This is a genomic window from Spirochaetota bacterium (assembly GCA_026414805.1).
In the GTDB taxonomy this organism is placed as follows: domain Bacteria; phylum Spirochaetota; class UBA4802; order UBA4802; family UB4802; genus UBA4802.
Map to the genome: position 1 here is coordinate 18,073 of JAOAIH010000025.1, position 19,856 is coordinate 37,928.

At 37.6% G+C, this 19,856-nt stretch carries 17 protein-coding genes and 1 pseudogene; 11 read left to right on the forward strand and 7 right to left on the reverse strand.

Annotation, left to right across the window (positions count from 1 at the left end; translation table 11 throughout):
- The 9 genes and pseudogenes from N3F66_06855 (at window position 1) to pstA (ending at window position 10,883) form a co-directional block, all read left to right on the forward strand.
- A complete protein-coding gene (locus tag N3F66_06855; protein MCX8123869.1) occupies window positions 1–2,841 on the forward strand; it encodes a hypothetical protein in 2,841 nt (946 codons plus the stop codon).
- A 13-nt stretch (window positions 2,842–2,854) separates the two neighbouring features.
- Complete coding sequence (locus N3F66_06860; protein MCX8123870.1) at window positions 2,855–3,559, forward strand: RraA family protein; 705 nt, start codon at window positions 2,855–2,857, stop codon at window positions 3,557–3,559.
- Between the two features lie 15 nt (window positions 3,560–3,574).
- A complete protein-coding gene (locus N3F66_06865; GenBank protein MCX8123871.1) occupies window positions 3,575–4,552 on the forward strand; it encodes an NAD(P)-dependent oxidoreductase in 978 nt (325 codons plus the stop codon).
- Between the two features lie 24 nt (window positions 4,553–4,576).
- The gene (locus N3F66_06870) at window positions 4,577–5,728 is read left to right on the forward strand and encodes an alcohol dehydrogenase catalytic domain-containing protein (protein MCX8123872.1); all 1,152 of its coding nucleotides are present in this window, start codon (window positions 4,577–4,579) and stop codon (window positions 5,726–5,728) included.
- A gap of 20 nt (window positions 5,729–5,748) precedes the next feature.
- Window positions 5,749–6,450: an MBL fold metallo-hydrolase gene (locus N3F66_06875; GenBank protein MCX8123873.1), complete on the forward strand. Its 702-nt coding sequence runs from the start codon at window positions 5,749–5,751 to the stop codon at window positions 6,448–6,450.
- Between the two features lie 25 nt (window positions 6,451–6,475).
- Entirely contained in the window at window positions 6,476–7,792 is a 1,317-nt protein-coding gene (locus N3F66_06880) for an Nramp family divalent metal transporter (GenBank protein ID MCX8123874.1), read from the forward strand.
- Window positions 7,793–7,801: 9 nt separating this feature from the next.
- On the forward strand, window positions 7,802–8,830 hold the full coding sequence (locus N3F66_06885; GenBank protein MCX8123875.1) for a sugar kinase: 1,029 nt from the start codon (window positions 7,802–7,804) through the stop codon (window positions 8,828–8,830).
- 271 nt (window positions 8,831–9,101) lie between these two features.
- Window positions 9,102–10,008: pseudogene (gene pstC, locus N3F66_06890) on the forward strand (phosphate ABC transporter permease subunit PstC).
- Window positions 9,999–10,883: a phosphate ABC transporter permease PstA gene (pstA, locus tag N3F66_06895; protein ID MCX8123876.1), complete on the forward strand. Its 885-nt coding sequence runs from the start codon at window positions 9,999–10,001 to the stop codon at window positions 10,881–10,883. The pseudogene pstC and the gene pstA overlap by 10 nt, the downstream one beginning before the upstream one ends.
- Before the next feature lie 577 nt (window positions 10,884–11,460).
- On the opposite strand, the gene N3F66_06900 is transcribed toward pstA, so the two are convergent.
- From N3F66_06900 to pstB, 4 genes are read right to left on the reverse strand one after another with little or no spacing between them, the layout of a single operon-like run.
- Window positions 11,461–13,191, reverse strand: a complete 1,731-nt coding sequence (locus N3F66_06900) for an ATP-binding protein (protein MCX8123877.1) — start codon at window positions 13,189–13,191, stop codon at window positions 11,461–11,463.
- Between the two features lie 6 nt (window positions 13,192–13,197).
- Window positions 13,198–13,878, reverse strand: coding sequence for a response regulator transcription factor (locus N3F66_06905; GenBank protein ID MCX8123878.1), 681 nt, complete (start codon window positions 13,876–13,878; stop codon window positions 13,198–13,200).
- 3 nt (window positions 13,879–13,881) lie between these two features.
- Window positions 13,882–14,535 (reverse strand): phosphate signaling complex protein PhoU, encoded by a 654-nt coding sequence (phoU, locus tag N3F66_06910; protein ID MCX8123879.1) that lies wholly within the window; start codon window positions 14,533–14,535, stop codon window positions 13,882–13,884.
- Between the two features lie 18 nt (window positions 14,536–14,553).
- Complete coding sequence (pstB, locus tag N3F66_06915; GenBank protein MCX8123880.1) at window positions 14,554–15,318, reverse strand: phosphate ABC transporter ATP-binding protein PstB; 765 nt, start codon at window positions 15,316–15,318, stop codon at window positions 14,554–14,556.
- A 267-nt stretch (window positions 15,319–15,585) separates the two neighbouring features.
- Here pstB and N3F66_06920 point away from each other — a divergent pair, with 267 nt between their 5' ends.
- The gene (locus N3F66_06920; GenBank protein MCX8123881.1) at window positions 15,586–16,413 is read left to right on the forward strand and encodes a phosphate ABC transporter substrate-binding protein; all 828 of its coding nucleotides are present in this window, start codon (window positions 15,586–15,588) and stop codon (window positions 16,411–16,413) included.
- Between the two features lie 164 nt (window positions 16,414–16,577).
- On the forward strand, window positions 16,578–17,405 hold the full coding sequence (locus N3F66_06925; protein ID MCX8123882.1) for a PstS family phosphate ABC transporter substrate-binding protein: 828 nt from the start codon (window positions 16,578–16,580) through the stop codon (window positions 17,403–17,405).
- Window positions 17,406–17,940: 535 nt separating this feature from the next.
- Here the strand turns inward: N3F66_06925 and N3F66_06930 are convergent.
- The 3 genes from N3F66_06930 to N3F66_06940 form a co-directional block, all read right to left on the reverse strand.
- Entirely contained in the window at window positions 17,941–18,831 is an 891-nt protein-coding gene (locus N3F66_06930; protein MCX8123883.1) for a DUF4868 domain-containing protein, read from the reverse strand.
- On the reverse strand, window positions 18,828–19,358 hold the full coding sequence (locus N3F66_06935; protein ID MCX8123884.1) for a hypothetical protein: 531 nt from the start codon (window positions 19,356–19,358) through the stop codon (window positions 18,828–18,830). Before N3F66_06935 ends, N3F66_06930 begins: the two co-directional genes overlap by 4 nt.
- On the reverse strand, window positions 19,348–19,856 hold a 509-nt coding region (locus N3F66_06940; GenBank protein ID MCX8123885.1), incomplete at its 5' end, for a restriction endonuclease subunit S. The genes N3F66_06940 and N3F66_06935, both read right to left, overlap by 11 nt.

A 19,856-nucleotide genomic window follows, 5' to 3' on the forward strand; every position in this document is an offset into this window, starting at 1 on the left:
GTGTATTGCAAAATTTTGTGTGTGCTAATTGCAATTGGATTTTATACAGGCGCATTTGCTGATACACCCATTTCAATCACACCAACACCATTAGTGTATAAATACCGCTCTACCTATATGCAACGATTCATTATTGAATCACATCAAGAATATGATGGGGAGATAGTTATTACAATTGATGGCAATGTAACAAAAACAAAAATTACACAAAAAACAAAATTCATTGCTGTTGATTGTAAACGCGATTTGGTAGGCTCATTTTCAAATGTCAAATTGGTGCTGCGCAAAAACGGTGTGATTGCGGCGCAGCATTCCATCACAATTCCCCCGGTAAAGAATTGGAAAATCTATTGTGTGCCCTTTGCACATATCGATATAGGCTTTACGCAATCGCAAAAAAATATACAAAAACAGAATCTGCAAAATGTTGAAACGCACCTTGAGCTTTGTAAAAAGACGCAACGCTATCCGCAGAACTCACAATTTAAACTTTTTACAGAAGTAAGCTGGCCTGTTATTGAGTATCTTAATGCAAAAGAAATACCACAGGAAAGAAAAAATGCGCTCATTGTGCAACTTAAAAAAGGCAATTTTGAGTTGGGAGCATTTGTTATCTCCCATCAAAATCGGTTTATGAGCCCGTATGCTCTGCTTGCATCATTGCAACATACGCTGAAAATTGCACATGCACATAGCATCCCCGTCAAAACTGCCTGCATACACGATGTGATGGATTTTTCTAAATTACCAAAAGTGCTATACGCAAATAACATTCCATATTGTATGATTGGTCCAAACGATTCGCGGTATAAAGTGCCACCTCTTTTTTATTTAGCTTCTCCTGATAAAAGCGCAAAAATTTTGGTATGGCATACGGTGGGCCTCAATGGATATGGTGAAAATTTTGATTTGAATATGCGGCTGACACTGCCTTTCAACGACGAAAAATTTACCCTCATGGAAAATAGCATTGCACGTCACTTAGCACAGCTTGAAAAAGGATATCCAACAGAAGAGATCTTGCGATATTATGATTACAATCAAGCCCACTGGAATTACCCTTACGATGCCTATCTTTTACCATATTACCCTTCTGAAGGTGGCGACAATCAACCCCAAACAATTACGCCTTCAGAGATTGCTAAAAGATGGAATGAAAAATTTATAAATCCAAAGATAATTATTGCAACACCAAAAGAATTTTTTGAATATGTGGCAGAAAAATACACTGGTCAAATCCCGCTACTACAAGGGGAACTGCCACCATTCTGGGGCGAACAGATATACCTGGATTTTATTCAGGTTGATCCAGAGCGCCTGTCTATCAATTACTGGTACGATACTGAAGTGTTTATGCGCGGAGTAGATATGGTGCAACTCATACTTCGCGGCAATCCTGTTGAAAGTAGCAAACACATAGACCAAATCCTTGATGGCTACATGGCAATCATACTCAACAATGACCACAATCCAAGACCCGTGCCTTTTGGGAAAACGCACTATACGTCGCAGGATGTGAAAGACTGGATGCACACCCGCAACAGATGGGTATATACGCCTTTAGGCACTTTAAAAGATGCCAAATATCCTGAGCATAGTCACAAAGCACAAGGAGAATGGACGTTGCTTCCCGTGCACACAAATCCTGTTACTCTGGACAATGCATTTTACCGCATTTTATTTGATACCAGTAAAGGGTGCATTGTCAGCATATTTGACAAACAGCTACAAAAAGAATGGGTGAATGCCAAGCATCAGTACGGTTTTAATCAATATGTGATTGGCGTTCGCGGCGAAAATGTGGCACAACGCAATTACTTTGAAACCATCCAGGGATTTAAAAAAGTTACGTCAACATTATATACTAATAGCAACAATGATTACAGAATAGTTGTTGAGGGGTCAGAGCGATCATACTACAAGGGGATGGATGTACTTTCACAATTTTTACACAATGCCTTTGGGGTAAAGCTTCCACCGTTTTTATTAAAAATAGCGTACTTTTTCTATCAGCTGTTTACGCCGTCGCTTTCGCTTACACAGGAAATTATCATTCCCGCACAGCAAAAGCGCATTGATTTTGTTCAGCATTTTACAGGAACTGCACCACAAATTGCCGAACATTACATTTCCTATCCTGTGGCTGCAGAGGAGTTGTTGTATGATTCAGCATTTTCTGTTGTGAAATGGGGAAGCAATGAGACAGAAAGCACCCTTATCCCTGCTGTGAAAAATGTTGCACCATTTAGAAGCATCAACGATACGCTTTTCCCATTTCAGTGGATGCATGGGGTGCCTTCATCTTTTCATTGTGATGGGTTTGTCATGCACAAAGACCGCTTGCACTATGCGGTGTTTATCCCACACAATAGCAAGGCGATAGTACCTGATAAAAACTCAAATGCATTTTATCATTGCTGCATTGGATGGTCGCTGTGGGGCACAGTAGGCCTTGGACGAAATTTACCAGAAACTATCGCATTTAAAAGTACCTTTACAAGCTTTACCGCAAAAACGAAAAATGAAGCCATAGCTACCGCGTATAATTTTAGTTTTGATCAGCTGGGCTTCAATAGGCCAGTGACGTTTGAGACCCACAATGCAAATGTACGGGTTATCTATAATCAGCCAGTTGCAAGAAATAAAGTTGTGATAGGTGTTTTTGAATTATCAGGCACAACACAGACCGCTCAACTACGTGTGAATACAAAACGTGCGTTACACGCATATTATTCTGATATCAATGGGAAAAAGATCAAACCAGCCAAACTATTTAACACTTCAATTTCAGTACGTTTGAATCCGCACCAGCTTTCGTTTATAACATTGGAATTATTATAAAGGAGGTACGTTTATGGCACCAGTATATTCGTATGATGAAATTATAAAGCTCTGCGAGCGTCTTGAAAAAACGTATACGCCTGCAGTATGCGACACACTTGATGAGATGGGATTTATGCATCAGGCATTGTGCTCAGGGTTTACGCCAATCATGCCAAAGGCTGCTATAGCTGGGCCTGCATTTACCATGGAGGAAGCAAAAACGCGAAAAAGCACGCGATTAAAAGAGTATGACCCTGAATTTGTTGCAAAGGTGCTTGAGGATCTCTTTGGCACCATGCAAAAAGGGCAGGTGGTAGCAGTCAATACCAATGAATTTTACGGCGCTGGTGCATGGGGCGAGCTTATGTCAACTACCTGCAAGTACTTTGGTGGAGTGAAAGGTGCAGTGGTTGATGGACCTATCCGCGATATAAATCGAATTCTTGAAATTGAATTTCCAGTATGGGCACGTGGCAATATTCCAACGGATTCAATAGGAAGGGTTGATCTTGTGGGAATTGGTGGCCCTATATGGTGTGGCGGCGTGAGGGTAAATCCCGGTGATATTATCTTTGCTGACTGTGATGGGGTAGTAGTTATTCCCATAAAGGATGTTGATTTAAAGGAAGTAGTGGAAAAGGCAGAAGAAGTGGTACAGGCAGAGAGACGTTCGCGCCAGGAAATACGGCAGGGCAAGTCACTTCTTGATGTGTACCGTAAATACGGAAAGCTGTAATGTAAGGAGCTGTCTATGAAAACAGTAGTAGTTACCGGATGTTCTGGATATCTGGGACAACATGTAGTGCAAACGTTGCTCCGTGAAAAGTATGCAGTTACTGGCGTTGATATAAAGGAATCACCTGCAGAAGGGCAGAGCAATTTTACGTTTGTGAAAGGCGATATCGTTGATAGCGAATTGGTAATGAAAGCCTGCAACAATGCTACTGCTATAATACATTGTGCTGCTGCGCTTGCGCAATTTGTCAAAGATGCACAGCGTATGTATGATATAAATGTTGTTGGTACAAGGAACATCGTTGAAGTGTGTAAAAAGCGTGCAATTAAACAACTTGTCTTCATCTCGTCAGTTGAGGTGTATGGCATTGATGTTCCCGTTCCATGCCCTGAAGATGCACTGCTTAACCCTGTGTGCCCGTATGGAGTACACAAAGTTATAGGTGAGCACATGTGCATGGAATTAGCAGATAAAGGGCATGGTGTTGCAATTCTACGGCCACCAACAATAAATGGTCCAGGGCAAAATGAGCCTTTTTTAGTGGCACAAATGGAAGCAGTGTATAAGGGAAAACCTGTGATACTGCCAGGTGGTGGTAAAACAAAATTACAGATGGTGGATGTGCGCGATGTTGCACAGGCAGTGCTGCTATCTCTAAAAAAAATAAACAGGGGATTGCTCATTGCAAATATTGCAAGCGATAATGTCCCAACACTACACCAGCTTGTTTCAGCTCTCTTTACACATGCAGGTAAAAAAGAAAAGATAATCTCAGTGCCTGCTGCGTTAGCCCGTGCACTTGTTAAAGGATTGTCACGTATCAAGCTTTCGCCTCTAGAGCCGCAACATTTAGAGATAGCGCTGCGAGATTATGTATTTGATAACACGCGTGCAAAGAAAGTGTTAGGCTGGAAACCAACTAAAAACGATATTGAAAGCGCTATTGATGCGTATGAGTGGTTTGTCAACAGTTCCCGAAAAGAAATAAATTAAAAAATTGTATTAGGAGGTTTGCCTATGGAGAAACACAAAGTTAAAGCTGCAGTAATGACGGATTTTAAAAAAATGGAGATTCAATATTTTCCATATCCAGAAGCTAAAGAAGATAGTGCAGTTGTAAAAATGATAATGTGTGGAATATGCGGAACTGATAAACATTTGTATGAGGGCAGGCATCCTGCGCCACTTTTTGTTAAATTTCCAATGATTCTAGGGCATGAGAATATTGGGATTATTGAAGAAATTGGTCCTATTGCAAAAGTGAAAATGGGAGTACAGGGAGAAGAACTAAAACCTGGTGACAGAGTAACTTGGTATGCTGGAATATTATGTGGAGAGTGTTACCATTGTAGGTTTTTACCATCAAATCATGCTGCTACATTATGTTTAAATGCAAAAGGGTATGGCCAAAATTTATCATGTGCTGACTATCCTCATTTATTTGGTGGGTATTCAGAGTATTGTTATCTATTGCCTGGAGTGTGGGTTTACAAAATTCCTGAAGATATGCCAGATGAAATTGCAGTATTAACTGATGTGTTTGCTGCAACTGTTGGAGTAAGAAAAGCCATGATGCCATATCCAGTATTAAAAGAAGGATTTGGACCAGGAGATACAGCAATAATAATTGGATCAGGACCAATTGGAATAGCAGCTGGTATTACTGCGAGGATAGCTGGTGCTTATAGGGTTATCCTTGTGGGGAAAATTAAAGAAAGGTTAAAAATTGCAGAAGAAATTGGAGTCTTTGATCATATTGTAGATGTTGATGAATATCCTGATTTCTGGGAACGTTCATTATACATTCTTTCTTTAACGCCTAGAAATGTTGGTGCTGATATGGTGGTTGAATGTGCAGGGGTACCTGAAGCGGTACCAGAAGGGTTAGCGGTACTTAGGAGAGGTGGAGTATTTGTTGAATTGGGCAATTTCCTTGATACAGGAAATACAACAATAAATCCATTTGCTGATTTATGTTTTAAGGATGTAATTTTAATCGGTCAATGGTCATGTCCACCACAATCTTTTGACGTTGCTTTGAAAATAATGGAATTAGCTATGAAACAGGGGATTCCACTGCAAAAGTTGGTAACTCATAAATTCAGTATAGATGAGGCTGAATCTGCACTGCAAAGAAGTGACTATATGAAAGGAGTTATCATTCCATAGGTTTAGATACGAGGGTTATTATGAATATTTCATTTACATTAATTGGCCAGGCAACAGTTGTTATGGATATAGATGGTGTAGTCTTTATGACCGATCCTTGGTGGGGATCGTTTGAGTTTTTGCGGGCTGTTCCAATTGTCTGTGATCCTGAAGGCATTTCACCGCTTCATTACATGCTGGTTTCGCACAATCACATTGACCACTGGTGTAACAGAGCTATCGCCCTTGCAAAAGAAAAAAATTGTACAGTTATAGGTTCAATTAAAGCAATAAAGCGTGCCAAAAAACGTGGGGTGAAAAATCTTAAGGCTCTGACCCCAGGAGAAAGTGTTGATTGCAATGGCATTATTGTTGGTGCGGTCCCTGCGTTTCATCCTTTTGCAAAGGATGCAATTGGTTTCATTGTACAAAAAGGCAATGTTACACTGTATTTTTCGGGAGATACCCTGTATACGGAAAATTTACGCAAGGCTCTGACCCCATACTCGGTAACTATCGCCATGATACAGGTTGCCTGTTCAACGTACCCTCTGGTGGGCAAAGATGGAATGGATTTAGAGGCAGCAGCGCGCTTTGTTGCAGAAGTCAAACCTGAAATGATAATACCTATACACTATCAGATAAAGGGGAAATATTGTACTGATGCGCAGCTACAAAACTGGGATGTTGGTGCACAAAAAATTATTTTGCCACATGGCAGAGAGTTCCATTTGAAATTGTAGCAATATAATTCATATGGAGGAAAGTATGATAGAAAAACCACCCTCTGGTTTTAACCTTATCAAAGTGTTGGGACCTGGTCTTGTGTGGTCGGCAAGTGCAATAGGGGTGTCAGAGCTTGTGTTTGCTACCCGCTCTGGCGCATTATTTGGATATTTGCTCCTATGGGCGCCGGTGGTTTCGCTTGCCATGAAATATGCTATCTTTGAACTGGTTGGCCGCTACACCATCGCAACAGGGGAGAATGTTTTGATTGCATTTGCACAGGTTGAAATAGATTGCAAGCTTTTCAAACTTAAAACTGGCTGGGTAATAACACTTTTCTGGATAGTGTTTATTGCAAGCGTTTCCGGGATGGCAGGAATTGCATTATCTGTGGGAAGTTGCATCTATGGACTTTTTCCTGCAATTTCAATGGAGGTGGCAACGGTGTGTTCGATAGTAACTGTTGGAATAATCCTATATTTGGGAAGTTATACAACTCTGGAAAAAATATCCAGAGTACTTGTTTTCATAATGATACTATTTTTAGTATATGCATTAATTGAAACAGCGCCTAATCCTGCCCAGATGGCACAGGGGCTTGTTCCTCGTGCGCCCTTTCATACGTTGCGCGAGCTTATACCACTTTTGGGGTGGACTGGTGCTGGTGCAATTGGTGTGGTGTGGTACTCATTGTGGATAGAAGGAAGTAAACGTGGTAAAGGCACTAACACCGTAGATACAGACGACGACAAACACAGGATTACGCAATGGATAAAAATTAATCAGATAGATTTGAGTATTAACACTCTTATCACCGCACTATTAACAGTATTGTTTTTGATTGCAGGTGCGGTGATATTATATCCCAAAGGCATAGTTCCTAAAGGTGAGCAATTGGGACTGCAGATATCGCGCATTGCAGGGGAGAGCTTTGGCAAAGCTGGCGAGATAATTTTCCTTGTTGGCATCTTTGGCACACTGTTTAGCACATTGCTTGCAAATATTGATGGGCTATGCCGTGTAGCATCTAACTCTGTGTGGTATCAGCGCAAGAAAGATGGTGATGTGAAACTCAATTACTACAGGTTATTTGTCCTTGTCTATGTGGTGCTCACTGCGCTTTTTGCAGTGGTATTCCCTGCACCGGTAATACTTTTGCAAATTTCTGCAATCATTGATACGGTTTTTCTGCCACTTGTGATTGGACTAGGCATTTACATATGTCACACACATCTGCCAGCAATCTTTCGTCCGGGCAAAACACTCACAATAACTGCAATAGCGTCAGCGCTTTTTTTTACGTTTTTTATTGGACTATTTTTCTGGGCTGTGATAATGAAAGTTAACTTTTCAATGTAAATAACATCTATGAATACTAACATGTTCGATAGCTCAAAGTATTTTACCTGCTGGGGCGAGGTGCTTTTGCGCCTATCACCTCCTGCTACTCAGCAATTAATGCAGACAAATGTATTTCACTCTTATTTTGGTGGTGCTGAAGCTAATTGTGCAGTGATGCTGTCGCAATTGGGGATAAAAACAAAATTAATTACTGCATTACCTGATAATGAATTAGGGCATGCTGCATTGCGCTATTTCAGATCGTTTGGCATAGATGTAAATGACATCAGATTGGTGAGCAACTCACGGCTGGGGCTTTATTTTTTTGAAAAAGGTATTGGCGTTAGGCCATCACACTTACTCTATGATAGAGCTCACAGCGCATTTGCATTAATACAAAAAGGTGACATCAACTGGAGGGAGTCTTTAAAAGACTGTGGGTGGTTTCATACAACTGGGATAACGCTTTCACTATCGCCGGCAATAGTTGAAGAAACAATGAAAGCCTGCGACATTGTGAAGAGTAATCGTGGGGTTGTATCGTTTGACATTAACTATCGCCACACATTATGGAAAGATATAAAGATGGCTAAACGCATGATTTGTGAATTGGTAAAAAAAGTAGATGTGTTAATTGGGAATGAAGAACATATCAAGATGCTTTTATTGTCAGAGAATCTACCACACTATCACTATAATGATAGTATAGATTATCTTTTTACAAATTTTACAAATTTGAACAGTATATTGCTAACACATCGATATGGTACAACCGCTTCTGAGGTTGAGATAGGAGCTGTAGCAGCAACACGTGATACTATAACAGAATTAAAAATTAGAAAACTGCACAACGTTGTTGATCGTGTAGGTTCAGGTGACGCTATGGCAGCAGCATTTATGTACGGATTAATGAGTCGATACACCTTAGAACACTGTGTTGCTTTTGCCGTTGCAGCTGGGGCACTAGCGCATATGATTGATGGAGACAATTTTATTGTGAGTGAAAGTGATATTGTTACAGTAATGGAGGATAAAAGCTGGCAGTTAAAACGGTGAAAGGAAAAAGTTATGGCATAACCAAAACGCAGATATGGAATGGAAAAAATAATTGCATCATGGAAACCGTTTCCTGAAAGATTTTAATTTTACAATATCTTTACACGGTCTTCATAATTTCTTTATATTTATGAGATTTGTTAAATTAAAATCTATAGTGACTGAGTTGAATTTATTTTATTTAAATAGAATATATGGTATTTTACGTTTATTTTTGCCAGTAGCATTTCACAGTATATGAGGAAATTATAAAAGAATTTATTAAATTGCCATGTTAAAAGATACATTAAAATCAGCTCTTAATATCCATAACTTAAGTGACAAGATAGTAAAATATATCTTTGCTGTGGTAGGATTTTTGTCAGTTTCGTTTTTGTTTTTAATAATGATATTTCTTTTTAAAGAAGGGTTTCCAATTTTTAAAACTGTTAGTTTAAATGATTTCCTTTTTGGAACAAGCTGGTATCCAACATCAGAACCGCCTAAATTTGGGACCCTACCTCTTATTGTGGCATCACTCTCGGTTACATTTATTGCTGCGCTCATAGCGGTGCCATTCAGTTTGGGCATAGCTATCTATTTATCCGAATTGGCTCCCGCACTTGTTCGTGAAATTGTCAAGCCTGCAATTGAACTTATTGCATCCATTCCATCGGTTATCATTGGCTTTTTTGGTATGGTTGTTATTGCTCCATTTTTACAGGATCACTTTGATATTGATACGGGATTAAATCTATTTAACGCGTCACTAATGCTTGCATTTATGGCCATACCAACAATTGCAAGTATCTCGGAGGATGCCTTGTCATCGGTGCCGGTGTCGTTAAAAGAAGCATCGTATGCCCTTGGTGCAAACCGTTGGCAAACAGGTACACATCACCATGCCGGCAGCCCTTTCTGGTATATGGACAGCTATTATATTGGGCATTGCACGGGTTCTTGGTGAAACCATGGTGGTGCTGATGGTAGCTGGTGGTGCAACCACATTCCCTACATCGCTATTTGACCCGGTAAGACCTCTCACTGCTAACATTGCAGCCGAGATGGCAGAAGCATCATATCGCAGTGATCATTACTATGCCTTATTTGCAATTGGCATTATATTGTTTTTACTTACAATGCTTTTCAATGTCATTGCCAACTATCTCTCAATGAAATATAAATTCAAATATCATTAAAGGAAACTATGGCATCATTACAGGCAAAAGCTAAGGCAATTGAAAAAACATCATTCATAATAATTACTTTGCTTTCATATGTTATCATAGCATTTTTGCTGTTTGTACTTGGCTACATATTTTTACAGGGCTATAAAGCTTTGTCGTGGGAGTTTTTAACTGCTTTCCCAAGGAATGAAATGCGCGAAGGGGGAATATTCCCTGCTCTTTTGGGCACATTCTATCTTATGATAGGCTCTTCGGTTATATCAGTGCCTATTGGTGTTATGACTGCAATTTATTTAACAGAATATGTGGAAAATGTAAAAGTGCTTCAGTTTATACGTTTGGGCATTAATAATTTAGCAGGTGTTCCATCAGTAGTGTTTGGCCTTTTTGGGTTAAGCGTGTTTGTCATATTCCTGGATTTTGGTTCTTCTATTGTTGCCGGTTCACTCACGCTGGGTATTCTTAATCTTCCACTTGTTATACGCTCAACTGAGGAAGCGCTGCTTACGGTTCCCATGTCGTATCGCGAAGCATCCCTTTCACTTGGAGCAACCAAGTGGCAAACTATCTATAAGATAGTGTTGCCAACAGCACTGCCCGGAATATTAACTGGTATAATGCTGTCACTTGGAAGAGCAGCTGGTGAGACAGCTCCTATAATGTTTACCTGTGCAACATTTTATACACCGCATATACCAGATTCACTGTTCAGTGAGGTCATGGCTCTTCCCTATCACATCTACGTGCTTGCAACAGCAGGAACTCATATCGAAGCAACGCGGCATATACAGTATGGAACGGCTATAGTGCTTATTGTTTTAGTACTGGGGTTGAACTTTACGGGTATGGTGTTGCGATATAAATATAGAAAGAAATTTAAACAGTAGTTTTTAATTTCAATAATAGTATTTAAATAGACGTGTGAGAATATGCAACCAGAGGTGTATTCTGAATATCCCCCTTTGCTTGTTATAGTGAGAGTGGGTTTACTCATTACCATTTTTTTAAATGGTTTAATTATTACATATAATGAGGTTATTGTATTCTATGCTTATATATTTTTTGTGATATTCCTATTGATGTTTACATTATCGTGTGTATGCAAGTATTGTTATTATTTTGGCAAATATTGTGATAAAGGATTTGGTAAACTTGCAAAAGTAATTTTTAGGAATAATAACGTTGATTATGAAAAGTTTCAATTTTATGGAAATATATGCACAGTGCTAATTATTATTTTTTTATTGTTTCCTTTTGTATATGGTGCTGTGATATCATATACCACGTTTAGTGGAATATATCTTGCATTAACATTGCTAAGTTTAGCATTGGGAGTTGTATATATACTTACACAGCAATTAATTTCATGTAGGCATTGCGCTATGAACAAATATTGTAGTATTTATATAAAATGAATACTACAAGGGAAATATTTCCTTAGTAGTGACTAAAAAATGTAAAAAACTAATGTGGTATTGTAATTGTAAAAGTTGAACCATTTGATGAAGAAGTTACCCCAACTGTCCATCCAAGTATTAGTGCAGCGTGTTTTACAATTGAAAGTCCCAATCCTGTGCCACCAGTTTCACGTGAGCGGCTTTTATCTACACGATAGAAGCGCTCAAAAATCCTGGGGATTTCGTCGTGTGGTATACCAATGCCCGTATCGGTGATATGGATTGAGAGGGATTGAGAATTTTTAGTGGCGGTTATGGTTATTGAGCCTTTCTCATTGTTATAGTTAATTGCATTATCTATTAAATTGAAGAATATCTCTTCGGCAAGGAATGCATTGCCTAAAACTTTTTGTGGCAGTGATTCAATATCCATAACTATCGCCAGATTTTTTTTCTGAATTTTTGGCATAAGCAGTTCTACGCATTGATTAATTATTTTTTTAAGATTAATTGATTCGGTAACAGGGTACGAAGATGTTTCTAATTGATTGAGCTTCAGCATATCGTTGATAATTGCGTTCTGTCGTTCAACATTGGTAAGAGCACTTTCAATGAATTGCTCTGCTGTTTTCTGATCACAGATGTTGTCTTTAATTGTTTCAAGGTAGCCCCGTATAATGCTGATAGGGGTTTTTAATTCATGTGAAAGGTTGCCTACAAGATCAGACTTCAGTTGCTGAATGCGCTTCTGTTCGGTGACGTCATGCATGAGTAGCAGAATTCCTTTTGCAGGCTCAGTGAAAGGATAGATAAAAATCTGAAAATGGTTGCCAGCTATTGTCTCTTCAAAAGAGATCCGCTGTTTTTGAGAAAAAGCAATGTGTATCTTGGCGTTTAACTCGCTGTGGCGAATAACTGTGAAATAGTATTTATTGGTAATATTTTCAGGGTATTCAAAGCAATTGGCAAATGCTTTATTGTAAATGGCAATCTTTTTGTCTTCGTCTATGAGTGCTATGGGGTCATGGATGCTTTCTATAATCATAAAGAGTTTATTTTTTTCATTGGTGAGCTCATTGATGCGTTGCTGTATGTTATCAGCTAATAGATTCATGGATTTCTGTAAATAACCCATTTCATCGTCGTTGTAATTGAGTATACGTGCGGTAAGATCACCATTGAAGAATTTATTTATAAACTGAACTGATTCTTTAATAGGCTTTGTGAACATGTTTGCAAAAATTGCTGTAACTGCAATACTGATAATAAGGACAATGATACCTGTAAAAAGAATATTTTTTGTTAGTGATTCAATTAAGGTATTGATGTTTGTCAAAGATTTTGCAGTACGGATATAGTAAGAGTCGTAAAAGGAGGCCACGTACAACATATCAGCACCTATGGTATTGCTGAATCTAATTGACATCCCTGTACCATTTTTACGTGCTTCAAGAATTTCAGGGCGATAGGAATGGTTTTCCATCAATTCAGGATTAGCATCGGTATCAAAGAGCACTGTACCATCATGTTGGATGATGGTTATTCGCAAGGAGCTTTTTTGTGCTACATTTTTTAATGCAGTTACTATCTCATAATTAAAAAAATTTTTATTAATAGGTCTGTGGAATGATTGGCAGTAAGTGTGTATATACTCAATATTTTGCTTAAGTTCGTCTCTTAAAAAAGAGGTAAATTCATTTTGTATGTGTTTGTGAATGTAAAAAAGTAGAAATGAAATAAAAAAAATTAATGCAATCGAATACACAATTATTAATTTTGATCTGAGACTTTTTATCATTACGCTTTACCCTTTTAATCCATACCCAACGCCAGAGTACGTTTTAATGATTTCCTTGTATTGACCTAATTTTTTCCGTAAATTCATAATATGTACATCAACCGTTCTGTCAATAACATACACATTATCGCCACGGATGCTGTCGATGATATTATCTCTGGAAAAAATCTTGCCAGGATATTGCATAAAAAGTTTTAAAATAAGAAATTCAGTTTTTGTTAAATCGATGGGGTTGTTGTCGATAGTTACCAAGAATTTTTCAGGATACAATTGAATGCCTTTACACGTTAAAACATCTTTTGTTTTTTCTTCTCTTGACTGAACGCGCCTTAGAATTGCTTTGACGCGAGCAATGAGTTCGTGGATGCTGAATGGCTTGGTGATGTAATCATCGGCTCCTAATTCAAGCCCTAACACCTTATCAAGTTCTGCCGATTTTGCTGAAAGAAATAAAATGGGTATATCTTTAAAATTATGCGATGCGCGAATCTGCTTGCATAAATCAAAGCCATCCATACCACTCATCATTATATCAAGAATTAAAAGGTCAGGTTTGGCGATAGCTAATTGTTTTAAAACCTCTTCTGCTGACGCAAATGTGTAAACATCAAACCCATTTTTTTGTAAATTGACTTTCAGTATCTCGCGGATATCCTTTTCATCATCCACTACGTAAATTTTTGGCATGAACTACTCCTGATGTCTGATGTCTTGACCTTCAATGAAATAAATTGCCCTTTCAGCAATATTGGTTGCATGGTCACCTATGCGCTCTAACGCTTTTGCTACCATGATAAGGCCAAATGCTGGTGATATGGTTGCAGGGTTTTCCACCATAAAGCTAAATAGTTCACGATTTATCTGCATGTTAAGTTCATCCACATCCTTATCAAGGTCAAGGCATTGTCGAGCATAGTTGATATTTTTCTCGGTTATTGCCTGAAATGCCAATTTTATCATTTTAATACAGATTTCGGTCATACGGGGAATATCAATAAGTGGTTTTAAAAGCGATTTGCCCTCTAATCGTATTGTTTCTTTAGCAATATTAGTTGCAAGATCACCTATGCGCTCAAGGTCAGTATTTGATTTAAGAATTGCCAAAATAAGTCTCAGATCGGCTGCGGCTGGCTGTTTTGTTACAAGGATTCTTCCACACTCTTCGTCAATTAATACTTCCAGTTTATCAAGGACAGTGTCCTTCTGTATTACCTTTTCTGCTAATTTAACATCTATTGTTTTAAGGGACTGTACTGCATCAGCCACTGATTCAATGGCAATATCTGCCATTTCAAGTATCCTGCGCAATAAGTCATTAAGTTCCTGTTCAAGATGTGTTGGCATTATCTTCTCCTTTCTTTATTAACCAAATTTTCCGGTTATATAATTTTCGGTCATCTGTTTTTCGGGCTTTGTAAACATAATTTCGGTTTTATTTACTTCAATGAGCTTTCCCATATAAAAGAATGCGGTGTAATCGCTTACACGAGCTGCCTGCTGCATGTTATGGGTGACAATTATAATAGTGTACTGCTTCTTTAAATCCTGAATGAGTTCTTCAATTTTTTGTGTTGATATGGGGTCAAGAGCTGATGCCGGTTCATCCATTAAGATAATTTCAGGCTGTACTGCAATGGTGCGTGCAATACAGAGCCGTTGCTGCTGACCACCGGATAAACTCATTGCTGAATCATTGAGCCTGTCTTTTACCTCATCCCATAGCGCAGTGCGCTTGAGGGAGTCTTCAACAATGCGTTCAATGGTATACTTGTCTTTTATACCATTTATTTTTAGTCCATAGGCAATATTGTCAAAAATAGATTTAGGGAATGGATTTGATTTTTGGAACACCATACCAACCCTGCGGCGCAGTTGGGTTACATCATATTTGGTATGGTATATTGATTGGCCATCTATAGTTAATTCACCTTCTACCCGTGTGTAGGGGATAATATCATTCATCCTGTTTATACAACGAAGGAAAGTGGACTTGCCGCACCCTGAAGGACCAATAAGCGCCATAACAGTATTTGGATAAACAGTAAGATTAATATCAAAAAGTGCCTGATTTTGGCCATAGAAAAAGGAAAGGTTTTCAGCTTTTACCTTTGCAGTGTTATCAGCCATATATCACCATTATAGTTTATGTTTATACTCATGAAAATAGTATCTTACGCAAATCCAATCACCTTAAAGTTAAGGATTTATAATGATAATGTAAAGAAAATGTTAAGATTTTGTCACTATCAAAATTTTACTGAAACACTTCAATAATTACAAATAGAAAATTAATTGTATCTTTATAAAATTTTCATATCACAGGGGTATGTATAGACTAGATAAAAGTAACTTCTGTGATTTGCAGTAGTTATTAAAATATAACAGGAGGCCATAATGAAGGTCAAGAGTTTTTTAATTTTTATGATGATAGCCCTAATAGGCTCATTGTCAATTGGTTTTTCACAAACTAAAGGTTCCAAGGTAGTTATTAAAGGTTCAACAACAGTATTGCCGATAGCTCAGAAAGCACTGGAAGCATTCTATGAAAAGACAAAGATAGTAATAAGCCTTTCTGGTACAGGTTCGGGAGACGGGATAAAATCGCTCATTGATGGTAGCTGTGACATTGCAAATTCTTCAAGAGAAATGAAACCCGAAGAACTGAGTTTGGCACGATCAAAAGGCGAAAAGATTAAGGAAGTTGCCATTGCCTATGACATGATAGTCCCAATTGTGCATCCTTCAAATCCAGTAAAAAACCTTTCAATGGCACAGCTTAAGGCAATTTATGAAGGAGCTATCACCAACTGGAGCCAGGTAGGTGGCAACAATGAACGGATAGTTGTAATTTCACGTGACTCAAGCTCTGGTACATTTGAGGTATGGGAAAGTAAAGTAATGAAAAAATCAGAAGTTCGTAAGGATGCATTGTTGCAGGCATCCAATGGTGCAATAGTATCAGTAGTTGCAAAGAATAAAAGAGCTATCGGTTACATTGGATTTGGCTATCTTGATGACAGGGTAAAAGCACTTACTGTGAATGGTGTTGAACCTACAATCCCTAATGGCAAATCAGGCGTGTATCCAATTTCCCGTAAATTGTACATGTATGTGAATGAAGTGAAAATAAAACCTGAAGCTCAGGCTTTTATAGATTTTATCCTTTCAAAAGAAGGACAGCAGATTGTAAAGCAAACAGGGTTTATACCGCTCACTGACTAGGTATAGTGGTGCACATAAAGTGTTTTTTAGGGCGCTACAGCAATGTAGCGCTTTTTTATTAAAAAAAAGTTGCAAAAGATTGGGGCACTTCATAGGGTATAAGTATAAATAGTGAAAGGTGTGTTTATAAGAATGAAATTCTATTCCCAATTGGAGGTTATGATATGAAAATCAAAAAGAGTGTACGCATTGTTATAGCTTTTCTTATAGCATTAGCACTTAGTGTATCATGTTCTAAAGAGTCAAGGGATAAGGTTGTTGTAAAAGGGTCAACAACAGTGTTGCCCATTACCCAGAAAGCATCAGAGGTTTTCTATGAAAAAAATAAAATTGTTATCTCGCTTTCTGGTACAGGGTCGGGCGATGGCATTAAGTCCCTTATAGATGGCAGCTGTGATATTGCAAATTCCTCACGTGAAATGCATCCAGAAGAATTGGCACTAGCCCAACGTAAAGGTGAGATCATAAAAGAGGTGCCGATAGCATTTGATATGATAGTTCCTATAGTCCATCCTTCAAATTCTGTATCAAATCTTACTTTGCATCAGTTAAAGGCAATCTATGATGGCTCGGTCAAAAACTGGAAGGATGTTGGGGGAAAAGATGAAGCAATAGTTGTTATTTCGCGTGATTCAAGCTCAGGGACATTTGAGGTATGGGAATCAAAGGTAATGAAACATGTTGAAGTGCGAAAAGATGCACTGCTGCAAGCTTCTAACGGAGCTATCGTACAGACTGTATCACAAAACCCAAAGGCAATTGGGTATGTGGGCTATGGCTATTTGAATGAAAAAGTTAAACCATTATTTGTAAATAATGTAGAACCAACAATAGAAAATGGCAAAAGTGGCAAATACCCAATTGCACGAAAGCTCTACATGTATGTGAATGAAGTAAAGATAAAACCAGCCGCGCAGGCATTCATAGATTTCATGCTTTCTGATGAAGGACAAGCAATAGTGAAAGAGGCAGGGTTTATTCCAATTAAATAAGAGGATGAAATTAAAGCTATTTGCCAGAGGCTCATTAAGCTCACAAAAAGTATATTCAGGAAAGAACTGAAGAAATTAAAATGGCCATGAGAGTAGTGGGGAATTTGTAAAATAAAAGTTTTTTTGTGAATGTGGACATGGCGTGTAACGTTTAATAGCTTTGTATAGTTTTAATAGCGTATAGGTGCAGCTGTGAGAGGGATGTGGTACGAATCATTCATATTCACCTCCCCATACCTTGTCAGTTACCCGCTTGATTTTTTCTTTGTATGTTTTAATAAGCTCGCGACAACCCTCAACCACCTTCCGCTCGGCCTCGATCCACTAAACAATACGCTGCTGGACTTCGAGAGGGGGAAGGGGGAGTGTTTTAATAATGAGCATTTTACGCTTCTCTTGTGTTAAAAGACCTTTCCTATAATTTCCAGTATTCCAGTATTAACATTTATTTTATCTCGAATTTTTTATTTTCACAAACAGGGGCAAGTATGGTTTTGTTCTTTTGCAAGCTCCCCACATCAACCTAACTTTTCTTCTACCGATGCACCGGACTAGTGGAAGTATTGTCTTGTAAATATCTTTTAGAATTTGTGATACATTGTCTGCCAGTAAGTGGTGCAATGAAATAATCTTCGTCTAAAAACTTTATTATGTTTTTTATTGTGGCTTTGTCTTTTGGCAAATGTATCTTGTTGTCTTTAACGGTAATTTCCAAGCCAAATTTTGCTGCCTGCTTCTGTATATTAACTAATGTAGTATTCGATAACACTTGATTTTTTTGTAAAAGTGCAACCTTTTTTCTTATTACGGAATCAGCATTATCAATAAACCAGTTCTCATCTTCAACATTAATGATGCCTATTTTTACAAATTCCTTTAAATCTTCATTTGTCGCTTCCTTATAGTAATCTGATAAGTCAAAAATTTTTCTGGCATTATGGAATGACAAAAACAAAATTTTATTTTGTCGATAAAGCAAATCAATACGTTCATTAATTATTAATCCTGGATCACTGAGCTTAGTGTAAGTATCGTTCGTGTTTAACAAAGTAAAAGATTTAGACAAAACTTTTCTTCTGTCAAAAGATTGAAAAATCACAAAAGTATTGTTAGTATTTGTTTTATCGACTATACCACACAATAACGATTTGATATAATCAACCTCATCTTTCAATTTTAATATATTTAAAGTTAAAGGATTTTCTACTGCATTTAATATGTTTTCAGATATGTTGTAATTTTTAATAACTAGAATTTGATCTTCATCTACAGAATAACGACCGTCAAAATCGACTTCCTCTTTATTTTTTTCAAATTGACTTTTTATCTCGAGAAAATACTTTGTCAATTCATTCTGTAAATCACCGTTTGAAACAATTCTGCGCAGAGAATTATCTGTCATTAAGGCAAGAAGGTTTAATTTCATCTTATTTTGTCCTCAATTTCTAAAATCATATATTCAGCAATCTGAACAACTGTTTTGATATTTTTTGTATTTGTTAGGTTTTTTTTGGTTATTAAGACATAAGTAATGCCACCATCAATTGTAACTTCATAAAAATGGAAACCTAAAAAACCAAGAATAGGGTTAAAATGATAACTATTTGTTGTAAAAATACTGACAAAAAACAGTCCAAGGACAAAATATAACAATTTGGGTTCTATTTGAAATGCTGACTGATTGATTAATGGCAGCAAATAAACTAAAATAAATCCAACAATTTCTTTGTCTGAAGTAGATATTGACTGAATAACAACAGGCAATTTTTCAAGTTTCTTTTTGGCTAATGTAAGTATTAACAAACAAAGAAATACTAATACAATCGCTATTATTAAAAACCAGATTCCACTCTTTATATCCCAGGATTTTGAAAATTCAGCAAACCAGAGTGTTAAAAAAACAGGAGCAAAAGAAGTAGAAACAAGTAAAAATTTTGATACTTTATTCAACATTTTTTGTTCTCCTTCTTTTCGATTTCTTTCCGTCTTCCAGTTTTGCCTTCTCTTCTAAGATCCTTTTTAGCAATTCCTCAGCCGGTTCATCATTTGGATCCGGCTTTACCAGTTCACCGCGGAATGCCTTAGCAAGTATAGCTTGCTCCAGTTTTTCCACGCGCTCATAAGCTTTTTTGTATTTTGCCTCAAGAGAATCAGCAAGCGCAAAGAGCTTCTCCACTCGACGGACAATCTCGTTCTGTTCTTCGAGAGGGGGAAGGGGAATTATATAATTTTCAATATACCATCTTGGAATCCTTTGTTGCCCAGCAGTTCCCGTCATAAAATTTTTACCATTCTCAATAAAATCAGTACTCTTAATTATATAATATAAATATTTTGATAAAATAAGATCATTGCATCTTAATACAAAAAGTTCTGTAGTACCCGCCCCATAGCCATTTAATAAATTAACCATAATGCAAGATTTTGAATTTTCAAAACAAGGTGTTATTT

What these genes read in the sequence shown, in the direction of transcription:
- N3F66_06870 (MCX8123872.1), top strand. Translation starts at nt 4,577, where the DNA reads ATGGAGAAACACAAAGTTAAAGCTGCAGTAATGACGGATTTTAAAAAA.
- N3F66_06920 (MCX8123881.1), top strand. Translation starts at nt 15,586, where the DNA reads ATGAAGGTCAAGAGTTTTTTAATTTTTATGATGATAGCCCTAATAGGC.
- N3F66_06860 (MCX8123870.1), top strand. Translation starts at nt 2,855, where the DNA reads ATGGCACCAGTATATTCGTATGATGAAATTATAAAGCTCTGCGAGCGT.
- N3F66_06880 (MCX8123874.1), top strand. Translation starts at nt 6,476, where the DNA reads ATGATAGAAAAACCACCCTCTGGTTTTAACCTTATCAAAGTGTTGGGA.
- pstB (MCX8123880.1), bottom strand. Translation starts at nt 15,318, where the DNA reads ATGGCTGATAACACTGCAAAGGTAAAAGCTGAAAACCTTTCCTTTTTC.
- N3F66_06925 (MCX8123882.1), top strand. Translation starts at nt 16,578, where the DNA reads ATGAAAATCAAAAAGAGTGTACGCATTGTTATAGCTTTTCTTATAGCA.
- N3F66_06885 (MCX8123875.1), top strand. Translation starts at nt 7,802, where the DNA reads ATGAATACTAACATGTTCGATAGCTCAAAGTATTTTACCTGCTGGGGC.
- phoU (MCX8123879.1), bottom strand. Translation starts at nt 14,535, where the DNA reads ATGCCAACACATCTTGAACAGGAACTTAATGACTTATTGCGCAGGATA.
- N3F66_06865 (MCX8123871.1), top strand. Translation starts at nt 3,575, where the DNA reads ATGAAAACAGTAGTAGTTACCGGATGTTCTGGATATCTGGGACAACAT.
- N3F66_06905 (MCX8123878.1), bottom strand. Translation starts at nt 13,878, where the DNA reads ATGCCAAAAATTTACGTAGTGGATGATGAAAAGGATATCCGCGAGATA.
- N3F66_06875 (MCX8123873.1), top strand. Translation starts at nt 5,749, where the DNA reads ATGAATATTTCATTTACATTAATTGGCCAGGCAACAGTTGTTATGGAT.
- N3F66_06935 (MCX8123884.1), bottom strand. Translation starts at nt 19,358, where the DNA reads ATGTTGAATAAAGTATCAAAATTTTTACTTGTTTCTACTTCTTTTGCT.
- N3F66_06930 (MCX8123883.1), bottom strand. Translation starts at nt 18,831, where the DNA reads ATGAAATTAAACCTTCTTGCCTTAATGACAGATAATTCTCTGCGCAGA.
- N3F66_06900 (MCX8123877.1), bottom strand. Translation starts at nt 13,191, where the DNA reads ATGATAAAAAGTCTCAGATCAAAATTAATAATTGTGTATTCGATTGCA.